Annotated in this window: 29 protein-coding genes; 23 read left to right on the top strand and 6 right to left on the bottom strand. The window is 46.7% G+C overall.

What is annotated here, in order from left to right:
• The first annotated feature begins 91 nt into the window (after positions 1-91).
• The gene (locus tag JJU14_RS01875; protein WP_228610904.1) at positions 92-409 is read left to right on the top strand and encodes a DUF3301 domain-containing protein; all 318 of its coding nucleotides are present in this window, start codon (positions 92-94) and stop codon (positions 407-409) included.
• A 32-nt stretch (positions 410-441) separates the two neighbouring features.
• On the opposite strand, the gene JJU14_RS01870 is transcribed toward JJU14_RS01875, so the two are convergent.
• Positions 442-1080: a GNAT family N-acetyltransferase gene (locus tag JJU14_RS01870; RefSeq protein WP_228610903.1), complete on the bottom strand. Its 639-nt coding sequence runs from the start codon at positions 1078-1080 to the stop codon at positions 442-444.
• Between the two features lie 118 nt (positions 1081-1198).
• Between JJU14_RS01870 and JJU14_RS01865 the strand changes: the two genes are divergently transcribed.
• Positions 1199-1429, top strand: a complete 231-nt coding sequence (locus tag JJU14_RS01865; protein WP_228610902.1) for a DUF2789 domain-containing protein — start codon at positions 1199-1201, stop codon at positions 1427-1429.
• A gap of 37 nt (positions 1430-1466) precedes the next feature.
• On the opposite strand, the gene JJU14_RS01860 is transcribed toward JJU14_RS01865, so the two are convergent.
• Positions 1467-1832, bottom strand: a complete 366-nt coding sequence (locus JJU14_RS01860; protein ID WP_228610901.1) for a DUF3192 domain-containing protein — start codon at positions 1830-1832, stop codon at positions 1467-1469.
• 149 nt (positions 1833-1981) lie between these two features.
• Between JJU14_RS01860 and JJU14_RS01855 the strand changes: the two genes are divergently transcribed.
• Complete coding sequence (locus JJU14_RS01855; protein WP_228610900.1) at positions 1982-2317, top strand: hypothetical protein; 336 nt, start codon at positions 1982-1984, stop codon at positions 2315-2317.
• The gene (locus JJU14_RS01850) at positions 2304-3077 is read left to right on the top strand and encodes a DUF2310 family Zn-ribbon-containing protein (protein ID WP_228610899.1); all 774 of its coding nucleotides are present in this window, start codon (positions 2304-2306) and stop codon (positions 3075-3077) included. Before JJU14_RS01855 ends, JJU14_RS01850 begins: the two co-directional genes overlap by 14 nt.
• Positions 3078-3125: 48 nt before the next feature.
• Here the strand turns inward: JJU14_RS01850 and syd are convergent, their stop codons facing one another.
• Positions 3126-3677, bottom strand: a complete 552-nt coding sequence (gene syd, locus JJU14_RS01845) for a SecY-interacting protein (protein WP_228610898.1) — start codon at positions 3675-3677, stop codon at positions 3126-3128.
• Positions 3678-3757: 80 nt separating this feature from the next.
• Between syd and queF the strand changes: the two genes are divergently transcribed.
• The 16 genes from queF (at position 3758) to JJU14_RS01765 (ending at position 19232) form a co-directional block, all read left to right on the top strand.
• On the top strand, positions 3758-4597 hold the full coding sequence (gene queF, locus JJU14_RS01840) for an NADPH-dependent 7-cyano-7-deazaguanine reductase QueF (RefSeq protein WP_228610897.1): 840 nt from the start codon (positions 3758-3760) through the stop codon (positions 4595-4597).
• A gap of 485 nt (positions 4598-5082) precedes the next feature.
• Positions 5083-6642 carry a GGDEF domain-containing protein gene (locus JJU14_RS01835; protein ID WP_228610980.1) on the top strand — a complete coding sequence of 520 codons (1560 nt, stop codon included), beginning with the start codon at positions 5083-5085 and terminating at the stop codon, positions 6640-6642.
• 22 nt (positions 6643-6664) lie between these two features.
• On the top strand, positions 6665-8023 hold the full coding sequence (gene ppnN, locus JJU14_RS01830; protein ID WP_228610896.1) for a nucleotide 5'-monophosphate nucleosidase PpnN: 1359 nt from the start codon (positions 6665-6667) through the stop codon (positions 8021-8023).
• 4 nt (positions 8024-8027) lie between these two features.
• The gene (gene xni / locus JJU14_RS01825; RefSeq protein WP_228610895.1) at positions 8028-8846 is read left to right on the top strand and encodes a flap endonuclease Xni; all 819 of its coding nucleotides are present in this window, start codon (positions 8028-8030) and stop codon (positions 8844-8846) included.
• Positions 8839-9231 carry a DUF3192 domain-containing protein gene (locus JJU14_RS01820; RefSeq protein ID WP_228610894.1) on the top strand — a complete coding sequence of 131 codons (393 nt, stop codon included), beginning with the start codon at positions 8839-8841 and terminating at the stop codon, positions 9229-9231. Before xni ends, JJU14_RS01820 begins: the two co-directional genes overlap by 8 nt.
• Positions 9203-10831, top strand: coding sequence for a hypothetical protein (locus tag JJU14_RS01815; protein ID WP_228610893.1), 1629 nt, complete (start codon positions 9203-9205; stop codon positions 10829-10831). Before JJU14_RS01820 ends, JJU14_RS01815 begins: the two co-directional genes overlap by 29 nt.
• A gap of 164 nt (positions 10832-10995) precedes the next feature.
• Positions 10996-12003, top strand: coding sequence for an isocitrate dehydrogenase (locus JJU14_RS01810; protein WP_228610892.1), 1008 nt, complete (start codon positions 10996-10998; stop codon positions 12001-12003).
• 292 nt (positions 12004-12295) lie between these two features.
• Positions 12296-12703, top strand: coding sequence for a hypothetical protein (locus tag JJU14_RS01805; protein ID WP_228610891.1), 408 nt, complete (start codon positions 12296-12298; stop codon positions 12701-12703).
• Between the two features lie 119 nt (positions 12704-12822).
• Complete coding sequence (locus JJU14_RS01800) at positions 12823-14172, top strand: AAA family ATPase (protein ID WP_228610890.1); 1350 nt, start codon at positions 12823-12825, stop codon at positions 14170-14172.
• A 3-nt stretch (positions 14173-14175) separates the two neighbouring features.
• A complete protein-coding gene (locus JJU14_RS01795; RefSeq protein WP_228610889.1) occupies positions 14176-15069 on the top strand; it encodes a hypothetical protein in 894 nt (297 codons plus the stop codon).
• A gap of 95 nt (positions 15070-15164) precedes the next feature.
• Positions 15165-15383 carry a DUF6500 family protein gene (locus JJU14_RS01790; protein ID WP_228610888.1) on the top strand — a complete coding sequence of 73 codons (219 nt, stop codon included), beginning with the start codon at positions 15165-15167 and terminating at the stop codon, positions 15381-15383.
• A gap of 121 nt (positions 15384-15504) precedes the next feature.
• Complete coding sequence (locus tag JJU14_RS01785; RefSeq protein WP_228610887.1) at positions 15505-16491, top strand: hypothetical protein; 987 nt, start codon at positions 15505-15507, stop codon at positions 16489-16491.
• A gap of 165 nt (positions 16492-16656) precedes the next feature.
• Positions 16657-17196 carry a lysozyme inhibitor LprI family protein gene (locus tag JJU14_RS01780; RefSeq protein ID WP_228610886.1) on the top strand — a complete coding sequence of 180 codons (540 nt, stop codon included), beginning with the start codon at positions 16657-16659 and terminating at the stop codon, positions 17194-17196.
• 144 nt (positions 17197-17340) lie between these two features.
• Entirely contained in the window at positions 17341-18030 is a 690-nt protein-coding gene (locus JJU14_RS01775) for a hypothetical protein (protein WP_228610885.1), read from the top strand.
• An 18-nt stretch (positions 18031-18048) separates the two neighbouring features.
• On the top strand, positions 18049-18621 hold the full coding sequence (locus JJU14_RS01770; protein WP_228610884.1) for a hypothetical protein: 573 nt from the start codon (positions 18049-18051) through the stop codon (positions 18619-18621).
• Positions 18622-18707: 86 nt separating this feature from the next.
• On the top strand, positions 18708-19232 hold the full coding sequence (locus JJU14_RS01765; RefSeq protein WP_228610883.1) for a hypothetical protein: 525 nt from the start codon (positions 18708-18710) through the stop codon (positions 19230-19232).
• 66 nt (positions 19233-19298) lie between these two features.
• On the opposite strand, the gene JJU14_RS01760 is transcribed toward JJU14_RS01765, so the two are convergent.
• Together JJU14_RS01760 and JJU14_RS01755 are read right to left on the bottom strand one after the other, a co-directional pair.
• On the bottom strand, positions 19299-19571 hold the full coding sequence (locus JJU14_RS01760) for a Txe/YoeB family addiction module toxin (protein ID WP_228610882.1): 273 nt from the start codon (positions 19569-19571) through the stop codon (positions 19299-19301).
• A complete protein-coding gene (locus JJU14_RS01755; RefSeq protein ID WP_228610881.1) occupies positions 19552-19824 on the bottom strand; it encodes a type II toxin-antitoxin system Phd/YefM family antitoxin in 273 nt (90 codons plus the stop codon). The genes JJU14_RS01760 and JJU14_RS01755 overlap by 20 nt, the downstream gene beginning before the upstream one ends.
• A 137-nt stretch (positions 19825-19961) precedes the next feature.
• Between JJU14_RS01755 and JJU14_RS01750 the strand changes: the two genes are divergently transcribed.
• The 3 genes from JJU14_RS01750 to JJU14_RS01740 all read left to right on the top strand — a co-directional run bounded on the left by JJU14_RS01750 (position 19962) and on the right by JJU14_RS01740 (position 20963).
• Positions 19962-20249: a hypothetical protein gene (locus JJU14_RS01750; protein WP_228610880.1), complete on the top strand. Its 288-nt coding sequence runs from the start codon at positions 19962-19964 to the stop codon at positions 20247-20249.
• A 203-nt stretch (positions 20250-20452) separates the two neighbouring features.
• Positions 20453-20707: a type II toxin-antitoxin system prevent-host-death family antitoxin gene (locus JJU14_RS01745; protein ID WP_228610879.1), complete on the top strand. Its 255-nt coding sequence runs from the start codon at positions 20453-20455 to the stop codon at positions 20705-20707.
• Positions 20700-20963: a Txe/YoeB family addiction module toxin gene (locus tag JJU14_RS01740; RefSeq protein WP_228610878.1), complete on the top strand. Its 264-nt coding sequence runs from the start codon at positions 20700-20702 to the stop codon at positions 20961-20963. Before JJU14_RS01745 ends, JJU14_RS01740 begins: the two co-directional genes overlap by 8 nt.
• A gap of 67 nt (positions 20964-21030) precedes the next feature.
• On the opposite strand, the gene JJU14_RS01735 is transcribed toward JJU14_RS01740, so the two are convergent.
• Positions 21031-21855 carry a MipA/OmpV family protein gene (locus JJU14_RS01735; protein ID WP_228610877.1) on the bottom strand — a complete coding sequence of 275 codons (825 nt, stop codon included), beginning with the start codon at positions 21853-21855 and terminating at the stop codon, positions 21031-21033.
• Positions 21856-21973: the final 118 nt, after the last annotated feature.

The following is a 21973-nucleotide window of genomic DNA, read 5'->3' as shown; positions in this document are numbered from 1 at the left end:
GTTTATCAACACCGGCATCCACGGCTGTCTGTTGTCAGTGACTGGTTTTGTCAGTACCATAAGCGCCAGTATTAGTTTCTGGACCCTATCGATGGCCACCACCTGGCTGATTATTGGCTTACTATTGATTTGTTATCTGTTCTGGTTGCAGCGCAAGCAGGACGAGCGCGCTATTGTGCTGGCCAGACACCTGTGCAAAAAACATCAGTTGCAGTATCTGGATTGTGGCAGGCTTCATCACAAGCTGGAGCGCCGTCAGGGCCGGCTGCGCTGGCTGACCCATTATGGCGTTGATTTTAGCAGCGATGGTGAGAGCCGCTATCAGGGTACTTTGAGCTTATCTGGCTTGCAGTACGCAGCTTTTGATTTACCGGCTTACCGGCTGCCAGAGAGCTTCCCTACTCATTAACCTGGCTTTCAAAGCTAGCTAATGCCTTGCCCTTAAGCTGCACCTGACTGACGCGGCCGGAACAACAGCTTGCCCTGTACTGCATTAAAACTAAGCTCAGTCACGCTTTGATAGGCATCACCACCAAAGAATGGTAGATACTTTTCCAGCGTGACAAAAACCCCCACGCCCGAAGACTCACTATCCTGATCGACCAGCTGATCCACCGCCCGCAGCAAGTGATGACCAAGGCCAAGCTGCTGATGCCTGGGGGATACCGCAATAAAAGCTAGCATATGGTAATCCTTAGCTGGCATGGCTGCGTGAATACGTTCTTCTTTTTCCAGCAACTGGCGGGTAGAGACATAACCTGCTGTCAATAACATCTTTAGTCGCCAGTGCCAGTAACGATGGCCACCCAGGCCTGAGGTGGCTTTTACCAGACAAGCGGCACCGATTAATTGCTCAGCCTGGAACAGCCCTATAATGGTTTGACTACTTTGCCAAAAGGCACTCAGCTCTTCGCGAATGGCTGCCCGCAGCTTTTTTTCATAGTCGGCTTTTTCGGCCTGAAAAATGGTCATAAAAAGCGGGTCATCGTGGTAAGACTGATACAAAATGGAAGCGGCGACATTTAATTCCTGTCCTTCCAGCTCACGCACCAGCAAATGATTTAATTGTTCAACCGACATAGCATTCCTGATTCTTATTATGATTGTTTTTTCATCACCATAGCAGGGCAATTAGCAATTGCCAATCTACTTTGATGCGCTACCCTTAAGGCAAACTGATTTTAACGGAGACATGTCAATGGATACCTCAACACATAGCCTAGCCACTTTGTTTGCCCAGCTCGGATTAGATAACGATCAAGCAGCAATTGATGCTTTTATTGCCCAGCATCGCCTGGCCGAACATGTACCGCTGGAGAAAGCGCCATTCTGGAGCCCTGGTCAGGCCAGCTTTATTGCCGAGTCTTTAAAGGAAGATGCCGATTGGTCTGAAGTGATTGATGAGTTAAATACATTGCTGCGCAAGTAGAGCCAGAGCTATGCTCTGGCTCTTGCATCACGAGGCTTTACAGCTGAGCGTAGGCTTTATCGCCCCAACCAGTTAAGCGGCCATTGCTAAAAATAAGCGGTGTGCATTCATCTTTGGTGGTCATGCCATCGCTGCGTCTGTGGTGGGTGCGATAGAACAACACCTGCACAGAGGTATCCCCCTGCTGAAAAGCTTCCGTAAAATCCGGTGATCCCAGATCTTGCATCACTTGCACCAGTGAGGTCCCCGTTGTTAACTGGTTAATGTAACTGCGATTGGCTTTTTGGGTTTGACGCCAGTCCGATTCATTAAAACGCGCGTCTTTCGAGCCATTCACCGCCACCACACAGCCAGATAATGGCAGGATCAGCGCAGATACCAACAGCAGATGTTTCATAGTCATTCTTTTCTCCTTTTATTTTTTGAGCACAGGGGGCAAAGCAAGGAAAAGGCCAATTTTTAATGATAAATAAATCAATAACTTAAAATTATATCATGCCAGCATGGGCAAAATTGATGTAAGATTTGGCCATTAACTAGCGGATTTCACCAATGAACAGCACAACAGCCCTGGAATTACTAAGTCAGGAAGCAGCATGCCTGATCCAGGAAGGTAAAACTCCCAGCCTGGCACTACTTCGCAGTCGGTTGGGACGTAAAGTGCCACCAGCAGACTTATTGCCTGCTTTTCAGCAATGGAAACAATTACCTGCCGAAGCCAAACAAACAGCAGCCAACACCAAGATAGCAAAAGAGCCGGTTGCTGCATCACAACCTCACACAGAGCCCATGGCACATCGTATTGAGCACCTGGAAGCCAGAATAGCTCTGCTGGAGCAGCGGCTGGCACTGCTGGAGAGTCAGGGAACTTCACATGTGGCTGGCTGAGCTGCAGTTTCGGCTGGTTAGCGATACCAGCTACAGCCAGGCAGAACAGCAAATCCGGCAGTATCTGGAGGCCCTGATTTTCCAAGGCCAGTTGATTGGGCGGGAGTTTCCTACCTATTTTGCCAACGATCATTTCTGCAGCCGGGTAATTTTGCCCGCCGAAGATGCACTGATACCGCAGCATCATAGTCAGCGTGGACAGCAGGCATTAGCAGCCTTGTCTGAGGCTGGACTGGCTTACCCAAAGTTAAAACTGCTGGGACAGGATTTGATGTCCAGCCATACCGATCCCTGCCAGCCCGCCGAAGGCTATATAGTGTTTACTAATTTTGCTGAGCAAGTCTCACCGCTGCGTTGCAGTGAGCATTTTGCGCCTGTGCCTTTGTATCGGCTAGGCGCGGATAGTACAACAGATTACGAAGCTTTCATCCGTTGGCAGCTGCAATACCAGGCGCTGGATGAAATACAAATGCAGCAGCAGCGTGTGCTGCCCAAAAGCGCCGAAAATGCACTGCAGCAACTGCACAGCACATTAAACCAGCAAGGCAGGCAACTGGCCAGGCAGGTAGAAAAGCTGAGCGGCAAGACCTGTTATTATTATTTATACAGTGGCAGTAGCCCCAATTGCAACAAGGAGGCCTGCAAAAAGTGCCCCGGCTGTGCTAGTGACTGGGGACTTGATGGCAGCTGGCATGGTTTGTTCCAGTTTCGTTGCGATAGCTGCCGGCTGGTATCCAATATCGCCTGGGATTGTCAGTAGCTCGTTAGTACCCATCCAGCAGGGCGGGCCTTGCTGGATGAAAAGCAGTCAAAAACCGTCGCTATTAGCCGGTGTTAGCTGCTGCAAAAATTCACCCAGCGAGTCCGCCAGTTTATGTTTTACTTCCTTACCAACCGATTCGGCGTACACCTCTCCGGTGCCATTTAATACCGATACCATCACATTCTCATCATCCGTTACGGCAACAAAGACAGTTTCACGCTGACGCAGCCGCCGTTTCATCAGGATATGGCCAATGATGTTCTCTTTTAAACGGTCGCAATCGGCTTCATGCCAGGGCATCAGCAGCAATAACTTACCTTCAGTATGCTCAGCTGCCAGGCCGCCCCCATAATAAAGACCATAAAAGGCCTTGATATCGGCATGCAGCTCCAGCTCCAGAGCTTGTTCCACCGCACTAAAATCCAGCCTTGGTTGTTGCAGCACCGGCTGCCAAAGCACCTGATCATCACCTTGCGCTTTTATTTCACAGGGCGATGGCAGCACCTTGTCACGCTCTGTCAGCAAAGACTGCTGCTGTTGCTGCGACCAGGCGAGCGTACGTTCAATAAAATCCTGCCAACTGGTGGCCAAATCCATGCAATTCATCCTTATTTTCGGCTGATCCAACATCAGCCGGTATGTTACAATGTGCTCATTCTAACCTGACTGGAACTGCCATGACAAAGCTTGAGCCGGAACTGCAGCAACAATTAAGCCTGGGTAAAGTAACCGGCTATGCATCCGACTATGCCCCCGAGCTGTTACAGGCGGTACCTCGCTTGGTTGGTCGCAATGAATTGCAGTTGACCGAAGAGCTGCCCTTTATTGGTCAGGATATTTGGCATGCGTATGAGCTGTCTTGGTTAAACCATAAAGGCAAACCAGTGGTTGCTCTGGCTACCTTTGTAGTACCTTTTGATTCGCCGAATCTGATTGAATCCAAATCGTTTAAGCTCTACCTGAACAGCTTAAATCAAACCCGCTTTACCGATTTAGGCCAGGTGTTTCGTTTGCTGCAGCAGGATTTATCCGCCTGTGCCGGCGCAAAAGTTGATGTAACCCTGCACAATGTCAATGAATTACAACCCTTTCAACCCACCTGGATCCAGGGCAGTTGCCTGGATGATCTGGATATCGAGGTATCCGAATATCTGTATCAGCCAGAGCAATTAAAGCTTAAGGCCGACGCAGCCCCTAGGGATGAAAAGGTGTTTTCACATTTGCTGAAATCGAATTGTTTGATCACCAATCAGCCAGACTGGGCCAGTGTCTTTTTTCACTACCGTGGCAAAGCCATTTGTCATGAGTCCTTACTACGTTATCTGATAGGGTTTCGCCAGCACAATGAGTTTCACGAGCAGTGCGTTGAACGGATCTTTACCGATATCTGGCGACAATGCCAACCAGAGTTTCTGGCTGTTTATGCCCGTTACACCCGCCGCGGAGGCCTGGACATCAACCCGTTGCGTAGCAGTGAACCCTATCCGGTCCCGGTGATCCGCCTGACCAGGCAATAATCAAACACCTGAAAAATTACGAACAAACTTTCAGAATGACAGCCCAAACAAAATAGCTAAGTAACTGAGTAAATTGATCTTACAGGAATAGCGCCTGAGTTAAAACTGAAAGTCAGCATGAAAACTTTCAGTTTTACTTTCAAAGCAAAGCTTTTTTGCTTATAATTCATTCAGCAGTTCAGATGGACTGAGCTGCATTCAGCCAATGGATGAACAGCATCATGCAACACCTTACCTCGACAGAAGAGCAATCCTGGTTACCTTACTATTTGTGTAAGTAACCTGTTTGGCAAAGACAGCCCGAGAGCTGGCCAGACAAATACCCTACAAAAATAAGCCGGCTCCCCTCACCGGCTTATTTTTTTGGTCGCAGCTACCTTGCATAATTCGCATCTATGTCAAACAACAGTCGCAATTCTTGTGCTAGCATATATACTTATATCTGACCTCTCACAGTAGACATTTTCTGATAATCATTCATGGTGATGCCGTTGCAAGATGATTTGAAACAGCAACTCGAGCATGCGTTAAAAACGCGCAAACAACTGGAAGACACCTACGAAAGTCAGTTTAAAATTTTGGCCAAGTTTGTCTCCCGATTATCTCTCGCATGCAAGGGGCTTGATATTGAGCTTGACAATAAGCTTGCCAAACTTCGTTTAGAGCTGGCTCGCGGCACCGACTTGGAAAAACTCTTGCCGCTGGTTCAAACGTTAAGTGATGGTTTAAGGCATCTCGAGAGCAAAAATGAGCAGGATTTGCGCAAACTGCAACATGGTTTAAAGGAAGCAGGCCAACTACTGCAGCAGCAAAAAGGCCTGCCGGATCAGTTACGACGTGACTTACGCACCTTACTTACTAAAGTAAACGAAAGCTCCCCGACCATCCACGCTTACCTGCCGCATTTAACTGATTTGGCCCGTTTGTATCAAAATGCGCTGCAAGCGAAGCAAAGCCTGGATGACTCCGACAACCCGGAGCAGGATCGTTACGGCCATATTTGCCGACAAATCTCGGTTGAGTTGACCAACCTGCTGACAGAAATGAGCTTTGCCGAGCAGTTCTCCAACGACATCGAAAAGATCCGCCAATCACTGATGGACCACCTGGGCATTGAGGAGCTATTAAATGCCTGCCTGGGAACCATCACCATTATTGTTGCCAGCATCAACTCTGAACGGCAATCAGCTCAGCATTTTTTGTTGCAGCTGCACGATACGCTGGAGCAGGTGCAAAAGTCTCTGGTTTCATCGCTTAGCCAGTCCAGCTCACTGCACAGCAAGCTCAACCAGCTCAGTCGACAGTTGGAGCTTAAAATTGATGCCTTTGGCAAAGACAGCAAAAATGCGACTTCGCTGGAGCAGCTCAAAGGTTTGGTCAATGAACGTTTAAGTGAAATCACCAGTTCATTGGCAGAAAAAGAACTGCTCGAAAAGCAAGAACGTGAACTGATGCTAAGCTCGTTAAAAACCATGGAACATCGCTTAATAGAGCTGGAATCTGAAGCACAACAGTTCCAGAAAAAACTTGCCGAACAAAAATTCCGTAGCCTGCAGGATGCACTGACTGAGATCCCGAATCGAGCAGCATTTGATGAACGCTTTGAGCTGGAATTAAAGCGCTATCAGCGATATGGCACTCCTCTTTGTGTCGCCTTGGCTGACGTCGATTACTTCAAAGGTATCAACGACAACTATGGCCACAGTGCAGGCGATAAAACCTTAAAAGTTATTGCCCGGGCTTTAAAGCAGAGCCTGCGTGAAACCGATTTTATTGCACGCTACGGTGGCGAGGAGTTCGTCATCCTGTTTCCTGAAACCAGTTTATCGGAGCTGGATAAACCACTGAATAATCTACGGGAAAAAATTAAAAAGATCCCATTCAAATTCAAAAACAAAAAAGTACCTATCACCCTGTCGTTTGGTGCGACGCAATTAACCGAACACGATAATGTCCGGGCTGCCTTTGACCGGGCCGATGAGGCCTTGTATGAGGCTAAACATGCAGGCAGGGACAAGGTAGTACTTAAATCCGTGCACAAATAACAGCACGGCCATGGAGCCTTTTATGCATGTCCAATTAAATCCAGTTGGCTCAATGAGTTTGCTTTCCCAGCTCGAAGTAGACCGACTAAAGCAAACCACCAACAAAGAAGCCTTTCAGCTGTTTCGCAATTGCTGCCTGGCGGTACTAAACGTAGGCAGCCATACCGACAGCTCAGCTGAAATCTATCAGCAATTCAAAGACTTCTCCGTCAATCTTATCAGCCGTGAACGCGGCATTAAAATTGAGCTGTTTAATCCACCCAAAGACGCCTTTGTCGATGGTCAGATCATACGGGGTATTCACGAGCATCTGTTCGCTGTATTACGCGATATATTGTTTTACCATACCCAGCTTAAAATCAATGCCAACCGGCTGGATCTGACCAGTAGCGCACACATCACCCACAGTGTGTTTGATATTTTGCGCAATGCGCAGGTGCTGGGTTGCAATACAGAGCCGACCATGATCGTCTGTTGGGGCGGTCATTCGATTAAAGAAGCAGAGTATAAGTACACCAAGGATGTTGGCTATCAACTTGGTCTGCGCGGCCTGAATATTTGCACTGGTTGTGGCCCTGGCGCCATGAAAGGTCCAATGAAAGGCGCGACCATTGGGCACAACAAACAGCGAATCAGTCAGGGCCGCTACCTTGGCTTGACCGAGCCCAGTATCATCGCAGCTGAGCCACCCAACCCTATCGTCAATGAACTGGTCATTTTACCGGATATTGAAAAACGCCTGGAAGCTTTTGTCCGGGTCGCTCATGGCATTATTATTTTCCCAGGCGGTGCCGGAACTGCTGAAGAGCTATTGTATTTGTTAGGTATTATGCTGCACGAAGAGAACAAAGCACAAAAGCTACCGGTGATCCTGACTGGTCCGAAAAGCAGTGAAGGCTACTTTGAAGAAATAATTCACTTTATTGAGCAAACATTAGGTCAGCAGGCGCTGGATCTGGTGCAGGTGATTATTGATGATCCGGCCGCTGTGGCCAGAGCTTTGAAAGCAGGATGTCAGGAAGTGCGTGATTATCGGCGTCAGGTCGGCGATGCTTACCACTTCAACTGGACGCTGAAGATTGAAAAAGACTTTCAGCAACCATTTGTCCCGAACCATGCCAATATGGCCGCACTGGACTTGCACCGCCAGCAAGATACCGCAACACTGGCCGCTAATTTGCGACGGGCCTTCTCTGGCATTGTTGCAGGCAATGTAAAAGATGAAGGCATCAAAGCAATTCAGCAGCAAGGTCCATTTCAGTTAAGTGGTGAACCCGAGCTGATGCGCATGATGGATCGCTTACTGCAAGCTTTTGTAGAGCAAGGGCGCATGAAGCTGCCAGGCAGCACCTACGAGCCTTGTTACAGGATCATACAATAGAACCATGACTCATCTGGTGTTGATTGATGCGATGAATCTGATTAGGCGGCTCTACGCAGCGCAGGAGCGGCCTTACCTGCCTTTGCCTGATCAACTGACTGAAAGCACCCGCCAGCAACTGATGAAAAACACCACACATGCGGTGGAAAAAGCGCTGCGAACCATTATCGAGCAGTGCCAGCCAAGCCATTTGCTGCTGGTATTTGACAGCCAGCAAGCCACCTGGCGTCATCAGTTGTACCCGGATTACAAAGCCAACCGCAGTCCAATGCCAGCCATACTGCAACAAGCCCTACCAGAACTGCAACAGCATATCCAGCAGCTTGGCATTGCCATTCATAAGCAAGAGGGCTATGAAGCCGATGATATCATTGCCTCTTTGGCACTGAAAATGCGGCAACATCAACAAGCCGTCACTGTGGTCTCCACAGATAAAGGCTATTGCCCTCTGCTGGATAGCGGGGTAAAGCTGTATGATCACTTCCGCCGTGAGTATCTGGATGAAACCTATGTCCAGCAAAAGTTTGGTGTGCCTTCCAGGCGTTTAATCCGTTACTGGAGCCTGGTCGGCGATAGTACCAACCATATTCCCGGAGTTGCCGGTATAGGACCAAAAACCGCGCTCGAGTTATTGCAGCTGGGTGATACTTTTACTGAAATCCTGCAGCACCCAGATTGTCCAAAAGCTATGCGCATAAAGCTCACGGATCACAAAGCCGATATTCAGTGTTTTTTGCAGTTATTTCAGCCCCGAACGGATATGGAGCTTGGTCTGAACCTGCAACAGTTACGCTACCCCAATCAGGAGCCGGCCCATGCTTAGGATTTTTGCACTGCTGTTGGCAGGCATCGCCCTGTATTTTATTATTGTCGCCGGTATCCTTCGGTTTTACCCGGATGATCCTGAGCAAATGAATTGGCAAATCAGGGAAGCCTTTAACGCCAAATACATTCAAAGCCTGGAGCAAGAACCGAAGGTACAGCAACAACAAGTGATAGAACGGCTCGGTGGCCCGGATATTACCCGCGCTTATCGCAAAGATGGTGTGGTGTATCAGTTGCTGTATTACCGCACACATCGAGCTATCGCCGATGGCATCACCACTGAAGATGAGTGTACACCTTTGCTGTTCATAGACCGCCAACTGGTGGCCATAGGCAATGAGGCCATCGACTTGTATGAACAACAACGCCCAAGCGCTCACTGAGCCAGGTAATTGGCAGCCGCTGTATCGGGCCGTCACGGATTTTTACCGGGCATCAAGCGCTCTTAGCAAAACCGATGCACTGCAACAGCAGGCAGATCAACTGGCCCAGACTTTTATCGACTGTGCAGCCGAAACTGAGTTGGGCGTCTATGCCCAGCTACAGTTTCATCCAGTGCAACCTCCTTTTTGTACGTTAGTAGCTATGAAACAATGCTGCCTGCTTTATTTGCTTGGCAGAACGCATCAATGGTCTGATAAGCTTCACCAGCAACTGCTGAGTACCGCCTTGCTTAGTTTGGCGGCAGTGGCTGAGCCGGTAAATCAGTTAGCCGATGACAAACGTACAGCCAGTAAGCTGCTGCACTTCCCTGCCCACTACAGCTTAAGCCGTTTCAAAGCAGTCCTTGCGCCATATAGCCGACATTGGCTGCAACATTGCTATGCGGAAAAAACCAAACCTGCCTGGCAACAAAATCCTTTTAGCACTGCGCTGCAACTAACCCGTCAGATTGCTCGCCAGCTGGTACTGCTGCCATCGGATGATCTGCTGCACACTCTGCGGGTCATGCTTTGGCGTCAACAGGATCAGGCGAGCTACCAGTTGCTGGAATCCCTGGCAAGCATTGGCCCGGCGCTCTGGCATTGTGGCCTGATGCTTCAGCAAGAGCAGCAACAGTGGCTGTTGCTGGATAAGCAAGCGGAACTCTGGTTGGTGTTGCCAGTAAAGCAGGGCCAGCTCACAGGACCAGTGCAGGCCATCCAGCACACTGATGAGCCCTATCAGCAAAAGACCGGTTTTCATGACTGGCACTGGTTGCAGCTCATTGGAAAAGCCGAGCACAGTGATTTAATCCAACAATCACTGCCAGGAAAACCCTCTGCAGCAACGCTGGATTTCAATAGCATTCAGCAGCTCTGTGCGCTGGAGCCTGCACGGCTCATTCCCATCCTGGAGCAGGATGAAGCTGGTGTCAGCTTGCTGTTAGCCGCTGCCAGCAAAGCCAACCGTAGCAAACAAGACATCCATCAAGTCAAACATGCACTTTTATTGTTAGGCCATGCACAGCTGCCCTGGCTGTTGTCACAAATCCAATGCCAACGTTTTGCCGTGCAACAACATCAGCCCTATCATCACTGGCTGTTGCAACTGCGGCAACTGCTGCAGCAGGCGTTAACCGAGCAACAATTGGACCTGCCGACCGCTCAGCTGGAGCTAATCAGCTGGCTGCTTTGTCTGCCGCTCTGGCAACTCAGTGCACTGCGTTATCTGGCGGGCTTTACCCCTGTCAGTTGCCAGCACCTGCACAAGCTTTGTCAACAGCAGCTATGGCAATCCGATAGCTACCTAAAGCGGATACAGTGGTTGTTTCATCATTACCAGCAACCCAAAGCACTGCAAAAAGCGGTGCTGCATTTTCGTATCCCGGCCAGTGCCCATTCTCAGTCCGATCAAGTAAGCCACTACAGCCAGCAATTGCATGCTGCCTGGCAATGCTGTGATCGGTTAATGCTGCACAATGATCCGGGCAGCCAACTAACAGAGCAGCTCCCTGACAGCCTGTTGCAACATTGCTACTACCCACTTACGCTGTCAATGTAGTTTTATTACTTAATTTTAGCGCTATAAAGCTAAGACTAAGGTCGTATATCAAGTAACCTTCCTACAAACTGGTATCATATCCGGAAAAAATGCTATAATTTGCCGCGATTTTGGGCCTCTTCGCCCAGCCCCCAATTCCACGAAAGCAAATTATAAGGTTTCTCATGAGCACCCAAACCATTACGGTCATCAAAGGTGATGGCATCGGTCCAAGCATTGTTGAAGCAGCCATTCAAATTCTCGATAAAGCCGGCTGTGATTTTCAGTACGAATACGTTGATGCGGGTTTAACTGCGCTGGAAAAAACCGGCGAGCTGCTGCCAGAAGCAACTTTAGACGCCATTGCCCGCAACAAAATCACCTTAAAGGGGCCATTGACCACGCCAGTTGGCGAGGGCTTTACCTCCATCAATGTGACCTTGCGTAAAAAATTCAATCTGTACTCCAATGTACGGCCGGTGATTTCGTTCAAAGGCACCAAAGCCCGTTACGAGAACATCGATATCATCACCATCCGGGAAAACACCCAGGGCATGTACTCCGGCCATGGCCAGGTGGTGTCCGAAGATGGCCTGGTCGCCGAGGCTACCAGCATCATCACCCGTGAAGGTGCCGAGCGCATCGTGCGTTTTGCCTTTGAGCTGGCACGCCGTGAGCAGCGTCAAAAAGTGACTGTGGTGCACAAGGCCAATATCCTGAAATCTACCTCTGGTTTATTCCTGAAAGTGGCCCGCGAAGTGGCGGCTCAGTACAGCGATATCCAGATGCAGGAAATGATTGTTGATAACGCCTGCATGCAGCTGGTGATGAACCCGCAGCAGTTTGATGTGATTGTCACCACCAACCTGTTTGGCGACATTCTGTCTGACTTGTGCGCCGGCTTGGTCGGCGGCCTGGGCATGGCTCCAGGTGCCAATATTGGTGAAGATTGCGCGATTTTCGAAGCCGTGCACGGCAGCGCACCGGATATCGCCGGTAAAAACCTGGCTAACCCAAGCTCGGTGATCCTGGCGTCGATTCAGATGCTGGAGCATCTGGGCATGAAAGACAAAGCCGAGAAAATCAAAGCGGCCCTGACCGATGTAATTGCCAGCGGCGATCGCACCACCCGCGACCTCGGCGGCAGCCACGGCACCACCGACTTCACCGCAGCGATGCTGGAACGGCTGTAAGCTCCATCGCTTACCCCACTAAAAAAACCGCTGCAGCGGTTTTTTTAGTGCCAAAAGTCAGCTAGCTAAGACTGTACAAACACTCAGTTCAAAGTAAACCAGCAGTTAACCAGCGAATCGCAAGTAGAAACCCAGCAATTACCACTCACATACCAGCTCATCGTTAAAATTCTGTTGCTTATCAGCAAGTTTTTCGCTAGTTTAATTTCATCAAAAAAAGATAGAAGGCAAAATCCCGCGCGGAAAGAAGGGACTTTACAAACTATCAAGCTGTTATAACTCAGAGTGAAGCATGGAAGAATTTCCGATACAGAAAATTGTTTTCACAAAAGCCAAGATTCAAGGGAAAGACGGAAACGTCTCCATTGAAGTTGATGTTGCGCCTTTTGAATTGAACTTAGATGGTTATGCTGAAAATGTGGATACATGTATCCGCCTCGACTGTGTTCGTATTCCACGGAATCCGGTGGAGCTTGAGGGGAAGGAGTTCATATTTCCAATCAATCCGGTGCCTGGCTACATTGACGGTTCTATTTATTTCTTTGCGGCTCATAATCCCGTGGATGTTACAAAAATCGTGTTTGGGAATATTCAATCCAAGAAGTTACCAATTACGCTTGAAACAAATTGGGTTCTTGAGTATGAAAGAACCGGCTTCAAAAACTTAAGCAAAACAGTGGTCACGAGCATTGAGTTATAACAAGGCCAGTCACAGCGACGTCTTTTCCGTTGCGGCTTCGCCTCCACTGCAAAGCCGCGCGTGCTGGCGGCGTTAGCCTTACGTCAGAAATTTTACCGCAATCTATTTTAGAGGGATTCATGGAAAAAATAATTGAAAGAATAGAGATTGATAAGCTCTTTGGTCGCTTTGACTACACCATTAACCTCTATGATAATGAAACAAATATATCTATATTAACCGCACCAAATGGGTACGGGAAGTCAACAATATTAAAGATAATTAGCAGTTTTGCTTCAGGCGATCATTACTATTTTATCAGGGAGAATTTTGGAAGTATTCGCTTTTATTTGTCGGATAATGATGTTATCGAAATACTCCATATCGATGATGACCTTGAAAATAATCAAGTCACAATTCGTTCCGGATCTAATGAAACGAAAATAAAAGACCCATTTGGGAATCAAGATGGGGCCCAGCGATCATTTGTAGTTGAAAGAGCCTTGCCATTCCTGACGAGGATTGGACCAAAAACATGGCGACATGATCGTACTGGGGAGGTATTTGATCGTGCTGAAATACTGTCTCGATATGGTGATCATCCAATATTCAGGAGGAATATTAAACGCGATGAGTGGCTAGAAAAAGCACGAAGATCAATAAAGGTATTTTCCATCCCCACTAACCGCCTAAAATTTGAAGAAGATTTCGATATTCGAGGGCATGCAGCAGCTAAAAGTAGTTTAATGGTAGGGGCTCTAGCGAAAGATATTCAAGATAAAATTCAGTTTGCTATTCGAAATCAGTTTGAAGAGGGTCGAAAAAAAGAGACAAATTTTCCAACTCGGCTAATGGAGTCTTTAAAAGAAGGGGTATCACCGGCTAGGGAGGCTATTGTTGAATCTATAAAAGCTGTTCAGGAATATGAAGAGAGATATGCGCGACTCGGCTTAGTTCCTCATACTGGAACAACAAAACAACTGAATGTCCATGCTGAATCTTCGGAAAATGCTGGCATGCTGGTACTAAAAACATACTTGGACGACATTCGTGAGAAATTTTCTTTACTCGATGATCTAGCGCGTCGCCTCGATGTTTTTTGTAGTTCTATCAATAGCCTAATTGCCTTTAAAGAAATTGAAACATCAGCTGACGAGGGTATTGTTGTTAGAGTTTGTGATGGAGAAAAGCAGGTATTATCTCTGTCAGTATTATCCTCCGGTGAGCAACACTTAATTGTCCTGATAGGAAAGCTAGTGTTTAGTACGACTAGGGGTTCGCTTGTTCTTATTGATGAGCCAGAGATTTCATTTCATCCTGAATGGCAAGAGAAGTTCCTTTCAATTCTTGAAGAAATTCGAAAAGTTAATGGCTTTACAGTACTTCTAGCAACACACTCTCCAATACTAATAGGGGATAGATGGGAGAGCGTGATCGAGCTTGCTGAACAGCATCGAGAGGTTGGCAGCCAAGACAGCTATGGAGTGTAATATATGAGCTCACTCCGTAAGTATCAAAAAGATCCCAAGAATCTCCTTAATAACGCATTGCAAATGTATCGAAGTAAAGAAATACGCACTGCCGTTGTAGAAGGTGTGTGTGATAAGCGCTTTCTAAGTCAATGGCTTTGCGCGAATGCATCGATTCGATTTGACGGGCTTGATGGCAAGTCATTGGTGAGTCGTGTATATAGCGCTTCACAAATGAAGCCGTATTGTGACTATGATTTCCTGTGCTTTCTAGCCGATGTTGACTTTGATTTCATTGCCGGACATAAACTGCATAATCATCCGAGTTTTATCTACAATTCTTTTTGCTTCACTGAAAATCGACTTCATTACAATGACTTAGAGTCTTTTCTTATAAATACTAGCGCCTTTGAAAAGGTTTTAGTTAACTTGGATATTGATATCAACGAAGCAGATAATCTGCGAGATCGTTTGGAGCGTGCGTCACGTGTCACTGGAAGTCTTCGTGCGGCAGACATTATAGTTCAAAAAGAGCATAATCTAAGATCAAGTGTTCTAAATGGGCTGGATATCCGAGCATTTTTCAATCCTAAAGATATCTCTTTTGATCAGAATGAACTCTTAAAAGCATTACCCAGATGGTCCAATTATCGTGAGTATACTGACGATCTTATTGAGGTGGCTGAACGCCTTGATCGAGAAGCATCTTCAAGTTGGTCTTTGTCAAGAGGTCACGATTTGACAGAAATGTTGTCTCTACATCTTGAGTGTCGAGGTCAAAAAGGAATGACGGCCGACAAGCTTGAACTTATGCTAAGACTAGCCTGCGAGTTCTCTGAATTTCAGCGTAGTCCTATGGGTAAACAGCTTGCTGGGTTAGGAGTTAACATGCCTGTATCAAATATGCCCAAGGGCTAACAAGTTGCAGCAGTTCGTGCCTGCGGCACCGGACGCTCGTTCCTCGCGCCGCTGTGCAAAGCGTTATGTGATCAATCCAGCATAGGGATACTGTTTTGCGGAAAGAGCTAAGAGAAAAAATTGTAGAAGTATGTGATCACAAAATCGATCAGAAAGGTTCAGGAGTCGGCCTCTCGTTTTACGCATTCTTCAAAAATAGAAATGATCAGCCAGAAGTGCTTATGGAAGCAGCCCGGTGGTGGATTGAGACTCACAAATTGGATCATTTCGAAAAGGCAATAAAGATCAGGGATATGGTGAAATCTGGTGTTTAGTCGCGCCTGCAAATCACATAACAATCGGCTGTTGTCGCCCCTTCGGGGCTGGGACGGCCTTTCCGCCGCTGCGCGGCTCCAAGCCCGCCCCAAAGCCGGGCGTTAAACGTCAAGGAAGGGTATGGAGTACGTTGATAATAACTTACAGCCGATAAGCGAAGAGTTAAGAACACGCTTCTTAAGCCTTAAATCTTTTTTATCTGAACAGGATAAGGCTGGGCGTTTGCTATTTTTATTTCGAGGAGAAGAGCAGCGCAATATTAGGAGGCGTTTAACTAGTGGTGGTTTGGGAATTGAAACGAATGAAGTGTTCGAACGCGCTTTTTACTTTGGTGATAAAGCCAGACATTTTTCAGTTGATACTTTTAATACGGAAAGAAATTTCCTCACAGGCATAAATGATTGCTCTGATGAAACCCTATTGTTTATCTATAGACGTATTTGTGAGTCTTTAGAAGATCCCAGAGTTTTAAGTCAAGTAAATAAGAACACATCTAGGGAGTTTAGGGATTTCTTTCTAAATCAGCATAATCAACACGATTTTTTACAAAGGATAAATCAAGCCTATACCTCTGAAACTAAGCTAAAGGCTAGAGATTATTTCCTATATTTTCTACATATCGCAGGATCTGCGGGAATTCGTAAAGAAACAATGTTTGTTTCAACTACAACAGATAGGAGAATTGCTCGTGGTTTTTCTAAAGCAGTAAATAGGAATAGTTCAAGAATAATATTTCACTATTTTATTCCACAACCTTTTCATGTGCATGCAATAGCACCATGGGTTGCTGATCATCATCAACGAATAGTCAATGCTCTCAGGCTACCCACATATAAATCTACAGGATTATTTCCAAAGCAACAGGAAGTTTCAGTAAAAGGTGCTTTATTTCCTCATTTTATTCTTGGAATAGAATTAGTCGACGAAAAGAAGTTTGTTATAAACTCAAACTTCAATGAGTATGACAATAAATTAAACTTTGAATCGGTTTCAAGGCAAGGTTTTTTTATAGACCAGTCTGATTTTCATAGCAGGATTTTTGATACTGGCTATATTCGTTGGGGACAAACCGATTTAGCAGGAAACTTCGAGTCAAATGACGTTTAACAAGTTGCTCAAGCAGGACTCGTAACAGTTGGCTCGGTTCCGCTTCGCTACACATTTTAGCCAACAATTACTCGCCTCTTAGAAAGGCGTTAGGGCTCATAGGAAGATTCAGTGTAAATGAATGAAATGATAGAAAAGTTGGGCTTCGTTCTACTAGGAGCTCTCATGACGGGCATTGGTTATCTTATAAAGCGAAAAATCGAATCAAAGCCTGAATTAGAAATTTTGGATAAGCATCAAAAAGTTCTAGATATACATAAAAAAATGAGTGAGCAAGGTTTAGATATCTCAGGCTTAAACCAATTTGGATCTATGCTCACAGAAAAAAGTAGCGCGGTGCAAAGTCATGTTTTTGATTTAAACACCAAATCGGTTTCTCATATGCAGGCGAGTAGCACTGAGCATATTACTCAAACTGAAATGAACCAAATGGCTTCGGATAGTTACAATCGTTCATTAATTAAAATGAACGAGGTTTACGCTCAATTAATGAGTAAGCTAGATAGTGACCACACCGAAGCATACGGGTGTGCACAGGCAAAGTGGAACGAGTATATCGAAGCCCATGCGAGATCAGTAGCTGATATGTACAAAGGGGGATCTATATACCCATTGATATATTACTCGGAACTCGAAACTTTAGTTTTTGAACGAACTGCTCGCTTGCAGAGTGAGTTAGACGAACTAGTATCGCTGGGTAACTGAGCCCTAACAAGGCGTTAAAGAGGGATTCGCAACGCGTAGCATTTTCGTTATGCATTGATTTTATTAGTTTTTAGTGTAATGCGGTGAGTTGGTAGTTGGCGTTGCTCACCCCTTAACGCGGCGTTAGTTTCACGAGGGAGCATCATGCAAAGAATTAAAATTGTTGTCTTCGCCTGCTTTTTGTTAGTTGCACTCGCTGGTGTTTTTTCTCAGAGACATGCGTTGGCCTGTGAAGCTGTGGGATTTAAAGGTTATGAGCAAGTCGCTCCAAATGTTTTTGTATCCCCCAGCGTTGAAAATATAGAGGAAGCTTTAAGAAGCATCATAGACGGTAGACAAAGAGTAGATGCAACATTTGGCGAAATGATCGCTACCCCCAAAATAGTAATTGTGGGTAATAAAGCTGAAGCAAGCAACTTTGGAGCTAACTCAACTGCAACAGCTTACTATACCCCAATGGGCACTTGCATAATCCTTGGCCCTAAAGGGCAAAATGTAGATGTTGCCGCGCATGAGCTGGTGCATGCAGAAGTTGGACAAAGAGTTGGATGGCTAAATCATTGGCTAGAAATTCCCGTTTGGTTCAATGAAGGGGTGGCCTTAATCGTGGATCACAGAAAGCCATTCTTAATTGAAAATATTGATATCAGCCAAGAAGCCATAGACTCCGTCAAACAATTGAAAACCGGCAGAGAATTTTTTGGTGGTACAAACACACATGAAAACTATGTTGCATCAAGAATGGCAGTTAATAATTTCGAGCCGCTACAGCTTTATCAAAAACTAGAACGGGTTCGAAATGGAGAGAGCTTTGGCAGTGTGTTTGAAATGTGAAACTAACAAGGTGCTGCTATGGAAAATTTACTCGCTGGCGCTCCTAAATTTCCGCAGAGCACGGCGTTAGGATCAAATATGAAGAGTCTACTTTTGTTGGTTCTATTTAGCACTTCATCATTGGCTTACAGCGACAATGATGTTGAAAGGATCTTTGGAGTTCATATTGGCAAACCTTTTAAAGAAGCTCAAATTAAGCTGCTTGGCAATAGATATCTTGGTGATGAGGCTCCCGTTAAAATTATTCATGCTCCTGCAAAATCACACTACAACGGAATTTTTAACGACTTTACGATGCGGATTTCGCTTTTCAATGGGGCGGTATTTCAAATTACTACTCATAGAAGCTTTGAGTCATCTGAACAATGCATAACTTCACTGAGACAGTTAAGTGGTCAGCTATCTAAAGATTTCAACCAAAAAATGAATTGGAGCGAACAATATCAGTTCCAATCAAAAGATAAATCACGTTGGCTCCAGTTAAGATGTGGGCAGCCAGTTGGCTCCCCCTACTATATACTGGACCTCAATCTTACTGATACTGCTGCCAGTGTCGAACTCGAAAAGTGGTTTGAGGAAAAAACCAGATAAATGCCTAACAAACGGCGGCAGGCGGACCCATTTTCCGCTCCTTCATCGCTCCAAATGGCCCGTTGCGCCGGGCGTTAGGAATTATTATGAACTACCTCGGTCTGGCACTTTCTATTTCATTTTTACTAATTTCATCTGGAGACAATGATGTTAGTGCAACTTCAAAATTTTTAGCCGATGTAAGCTTTGGCGGAATAAAGTTATCAATAATTGATGGGGCTGAGAAAGGTCTTGCGACAAAAGAGTTTGCAGAGTGTATTGACAGAATCGACGTGAATATTTTGGCTAAATCGTACCAGTCCATTTTGCAGCAGAATTTTAGTTCTGAACAGTTGCAGATTTCTGATGACTTCCTCAGCTCTGAATTGGGCATTAAGTATGCCAATAGCGTTACTTGGTATATTTACAATGCGCTTGGTAAATCGGCACCAGATGACATCCAGCCTTTAAATCAACAAGAAGATTCAATTGTAGAGAATATTTTTAAAGGTTCTGTCGGAGATGTTCTCGGCCCGGGCTCAAAACTCGAATCGATAGAGGTTAAAGCACCTATTAGAGAAAAAGTTGATGAGATTCTTAATTCTTGTCGTGACTATTTGGCTAGTTCCTAACAATCGCCATCCAAACGCCACTCCGTGGCTCGACTCGCAACAAGTTGCTCGCCTTTATGGCGGGCGTTAGGGCTGGTCGTAGTGACCACCAATAGCGAAGATATAAATGGACTTTTCGTCGAACCGATATATTAAACGATCTTTCTGTGATATTCGCTTAGACCACAGGCCTGAGAGGTTGTGCTTTAGTGGTTCAGGTTTTCCCAGGCCGGAAGAAGGGTCATCTGATCGCAGCATTTCCTTGAGCAATTTGCACAAGGCCTTGTGTAATCGTTTGTCTTTTTCACGCAAAACCTCATACGCGTCCCAGGTGTTGCCTTCAAAGACCAGTGATCTCATCCATCTGCTCGCTAGTCGGCTTATAGCCTTTTCCACAGGTGTGAGTTGCAAGAGAGTCGGCAATCTGCTGCATGAGACTCTTGCTTTGGAGAACGTGAAGGGTTTCTTGTTCTTGCTCCCAGTCATCGGCGCTCATCACAACGAAAGCCTCTCCGGCTCGTCGAGTAACTTTGAGCGGCTCATGTCTGCTAACCACTTGCTCTACAACACTCTTCAGGTTGTCTCTGAATTTGTTTACACTGATCGTATCCATAAAGGTACCTTGACGTACGGAATTTCCGTACAATTATACGTCAATAGCCCCAACGAGGCCAATCACAGCGACAGCTTTTTCGTTGAGTCTTCGCCTTCGCTACAAAGCCGCGGATGTTGGCGGCATTACGGGGACCAATGAGCCAACTTAAAACATCGACCATAGCTATTCTATCGGGGGCGGTATCCGTCGTGATCGGCTTGGTTGCCTTTGCGTTAAGCTGGCAACTGTGGGATTTTTGGGGCGGCCCTATGCCGGGCATTCGGCTGTTCCTTTACCCTGGTAATTTGTCGCTGGTGTATCTGTGGCATCCACTTTTTACTGAAGAAATTAATTTCTGGCCGAAACTCGCGCTGCAAATGGCAGGGCAGTTTTCAGTAGTCGCATGTGCTGCAGCAGTGGTCACCAGGATAGTCAGAAGATAGCGCTGTACCGAAGCCTTGTGACATGGCGCATCGCCTATAAACTTTATCCGCCGACAAACTAGCTGCCGGCCAGGATCTAAACCGCGGCGCGACTTTCCGCGCTCGATATAGACAATAACTGCCATCACCAACCTGTGCGTTATATTGTACATGTCAGAGGTTAAGGTTATACTTGTACTGTAAAACGTACATATGGAGGCTCTATGAGAATTGTGTCTTTTACAGAAGCAAGAAATAGCCTGAAAGCGGTATTAGACTCCGTCGTAAATGACGCAGATACAGCGGTGATTACCCGCCGTGATGCGGAAGATGCTGTGGTGATGTCGCTAGACTACTACAACAGCCTGATGGAAACGGTGCACTTACTCCGTTCACCGGCAAATGCGGAGCATTTGAATCGCTCCATTGCACAATTCAAAGCAGGTAAGCTAAGCCACAGAGACTTGATGGATGAGTAATCGTTTACTGTCATGGACTGACGAATCCTGGAGCGATTACCTATTTTGGCAAACCCAGGACAAAAAGACGCTGAAACGAATCAACAAGCTGATCAACGACGTTCGACGATCTCCCTTTGAAGGCATTGGTAAACCAGAACCGTTAAAGGAAAATTTAGCTGGTTTTTGGTCGCGGCGTATCGATGATACCAACCGACTGGTCTACGCCATTGACGATCATGCGGTTACCATTATCTCGTGCCGTTATCACTATTAGCTTTTGCCCTTGCCCAGCGAACAGTTAAGCCTTGCGCCCATAGGGCGCATGGCTTACCAGCTGTCGGCTAGAAAACGTAAATAAACCCAATACCTACTTCGGCTTCATACTTGCTGCGGGCAATGGGGCTGTCCTGCACCTTGCTGCTGTAATGCTCATACAGCGCTTCACCGAAAATCTGCCAGTTGTCATTGATGATGTAGCGATAATTGTAATTGACCCCCAGCGAGCGAAAACCACCACTTAACCGGGTTTCATTCAAACCGGATGCCAGCGATTGCTGGGCGGTTATGCCGAAATCGTTATTGGCGAATTTGCTATCGTGAAATACCGCAACGACATTAATCTCCGAGCCGGAGCCATCCAGTTTATCGCCGAACCGCCGCCCCACGCCAAATAAACCAAGATTGCCATTGCTGCCAGTGACAACCCGGCCAACCAGCCAATAGCGCCAATCGGCATCGAAAGCACGGCGTGCTTGCAGCACCAGCTCGAAGCTCTCATCATTGTCGCCGAGTCCATCCAGGTAGCCTTTTTTCGAGTCCCCTTCTTCACGGCCTTCATCAAAACCAATCAGCGCTTCCAATAACCAGATATCTGCGCGAAGGCCACGCCAGCCAAGAGCCTCCCCCGCCCAGAAGAAAATATCATTGCCGCGGCGCCATTGCAGGGCACCCGCCGGATCCAGCTCAAAGCCAAATTCGTCGGAGCCTTCGTACAGAGTCTCGTACTCAATGCCAAGGCCCAACCCCAAAGCCCAGCCATCCTGGCCTCTGCTGAAATCGTCGACTGAAGGCAAAGGCACCAGAGCGGTTCTTTCTTGCGCTAATGCGCTGTGAGCGAAAAAGCCGTGCATGCAGGTGATCAACAATAACGCGGTAAACTTTTTCATAAGAAATTTTCCTGCATAAGTTCGGGCCAGGACAGCCCAAGGTAGAGTTACTCAGTATACGCGGGGTTTTTGCCCGGAGATCTGCTGGTGGCGTCTTTATTTTTCAATTGCCGCATTG

The sequence above is a fragment of the Alkalimonas sp. genome (assembly GCF_020831925.1).
Classification (GTDB): Bacteria; Pseudomonadota; Gammaproteobacteria; order Enterobacterales; family Alteromonadaceae; genus Alkalimonas.
The sequence above is the reverse complement of the archived record's forward strand: the minus strand, read 5'-3'. Positions and strand labels throughout refer to the sequence as shown.

Bases quoted from the DNA above. Each gene is read 5' to 3' on its own strand.
- JJU14_RS01800 (WP_228610890.1), top strand. From the start codon at position 12,823: ATGGAAAAAATAATTGAAAGAATAGAGATTGATAAGCTCTTTGGTCGC.
- JJU14_RS01765 (WP_228610883.1), top strand. From the start codon at position 18,708: ATGAACTACCTCGGTCTGGCACTTTCTATTTCATTTTTACTAATTTCA.
- queF (WP_228610897.1), top strand. From the start codon at position 3,758: ATGACAAAGCTTGAGCCGGAACTGCAGCAACAATTAAGCCTGGGTAAA.
- JJU14_RS01865 (WP_228610902.1), top strand. From the start codon at position 1,199: ATGGATACCTCAACACATAGCCTAGCCACTTTGTTTGCCCAGCTCGGA.
- JJU14_RS01850 (WP_228610899.1), top strand. From the start codon at position 2,304: ATGTGGCTGGCTGAGCTGCAGTTTCGGCTGGTTAGCGATACCAGCTAC.
- JJU14_RS01775 (WP_228610885.1), top strand. From the start codon at position 17,341: ATGCAAAGAATTAAAATTGTTGTCTTCGCCTGCTTTTTGTTAGTTGCA.
- JJU14_RS01755 (WP_228610881.1), bottom strand. From the start codon at position 19,824: ATGGATACGATCAGTGTAAACAAATTCAGAGACAACCTGAAGAGTGTT.
- syd (WP_228610898.1), bottom strand. From the start codon at position 3,677: ATGGATTTGGCCACCAGTTGGCAGGATTTTATTGAACGTACGCTCGCC.
- ppnN (WP_228610896.1), top strand. From the start codon at position 6,665: ATGCATGTCCAATTAAATCCAGTTGGCTCAATGAGTTTGCTTTCCCAG.
- JJU14_RS01835 (WP_228610980.1), top strand. From the start codon at position 5,083: ATGCCGTTGCAAGATGATTTGAAACAGCAACTCGAGCATGCGTTAAAA.
- JJU14_RS01740 (WP_228610878.1), top strand. From the start codon at position 20,700: ATGAGTAATCGTTTACTGTCATGGACTGACGAATCCTGGAGCGATTAC.
- JJU14_RS01815 (WP_228610893.1), top strand. From the start codon at position 9,203: ATGAACAACAACGCCCAAGCGCTCACTGAGCCAGGTAATTGGCAGCCG.
- JJU14_RS01870 (WP_228610903.1), bottom strand. From the start codon at position 1,080: ATGTCGGTTGAACAATTAAATCATTTGCTGGTGCGTGAGCTGGAAGGA.
- JJU14_RS01750 (WP_228610880.1), top strand. From the start codon at position 19,962: ATGAGCCAACTTAAAACATCGACCATAGCTATTCTATCGGGGGCGGTA.
- JJU14_RS01860 (WP_228610901.1), bottom strand. From the start codon at position 1,832: ATGACTATGAAACATCTGCTGTTGGTATCTGCGCTGATCCTGCCATTA.
- JJU14_RS01820 (WP_228610894.1), top strand. From the start codon at position 8,839: ATGCTTAGGATTTTTGCACTGCTGTTGGCAGGCATCGCCCTGTATTTT.
- JJU14_RS01855 (WP_228610900.1), top strand. From the start codon at position 1,982: ATGAACAGCACAACAGCCCTGGAATTACTAAGTCAGGAAGCAGCATGC.
- JJU14_RS01735 (WP_228610877.1), bottom strand. From the start codon at position 21,855: ATGAAAAAGTTTACCGCGTTATTGTTGATCACCTGCATGCACGGCTTT.
- JJU14_RS01805 (WP_228610891.1), top strand. From the start codon at position 12,296: ATGGAAGAATTTCCGATACAGAAAATTGTTTTCACAAAAGCCAAGATT.
- JJU14_RS01810 (WP_228610892.1), top strand. From the start codon at position 10,996: ATGAGCACCCAAACCATTACGGTCATCAAAGGTGATGGCATCGGTCCA.
- JJU14_RS01745 (WP_228610879.1), top strand. From the start codon at position 20,453: ATGAGAATTGTGTCTTTTACAGAAGCAAGAAATAGCCTGAAAGCGGTA.
- JJU14_RS01875 (WP_228610904.1), top strand. From the start codon at position 92: ATGGCCACCACCTGGCTGATTATTGGCTTACTATTGATTTGTTATCTG.
- JJU14_RS01795 (WP_228610889.1), top strand. From the start codon at position 14,176: ATGAGCTCACTCCGTAAGTATCAAAAAGATCCCAAGAATCTCCTTAAT.
- xni (WP_228610895.1), top strand. From the start codon at position 8,028: ATGACTCATCTGGTGTTGATTGATGCGATGAATCTGATTAGGCGGCTC.
- JJU14_RS01785 (WP_228610887.1), top strand. From the start codon at position 15,505: ATGGAGTACGTTGATAATAACTTACAGCCGATAAGCGAAGAGTTAAGA.
- JJU14_RS01780 (WP_228610886.1), top strand. From the start codon at position 16,657: ATGACGGGCATTGGTTATCTTATAAAGCGAAAAATCGAATCAAAGCCT.
- JJU14_RS01760 (WP_228610882.1), bottom strand. From the start codon at position 19,571: ATGAGATCACTGGTCTTTGAAGGCAACACCTGGGACGCGTATGAGGTT.
- JJU14_RS01770 (WP_228610884.1), top strand. From the start codon at position 18,049: ATGGAAAATTTACTCGCTGGCGCTCCTAAATTTCCGCAGAGCACGGCG.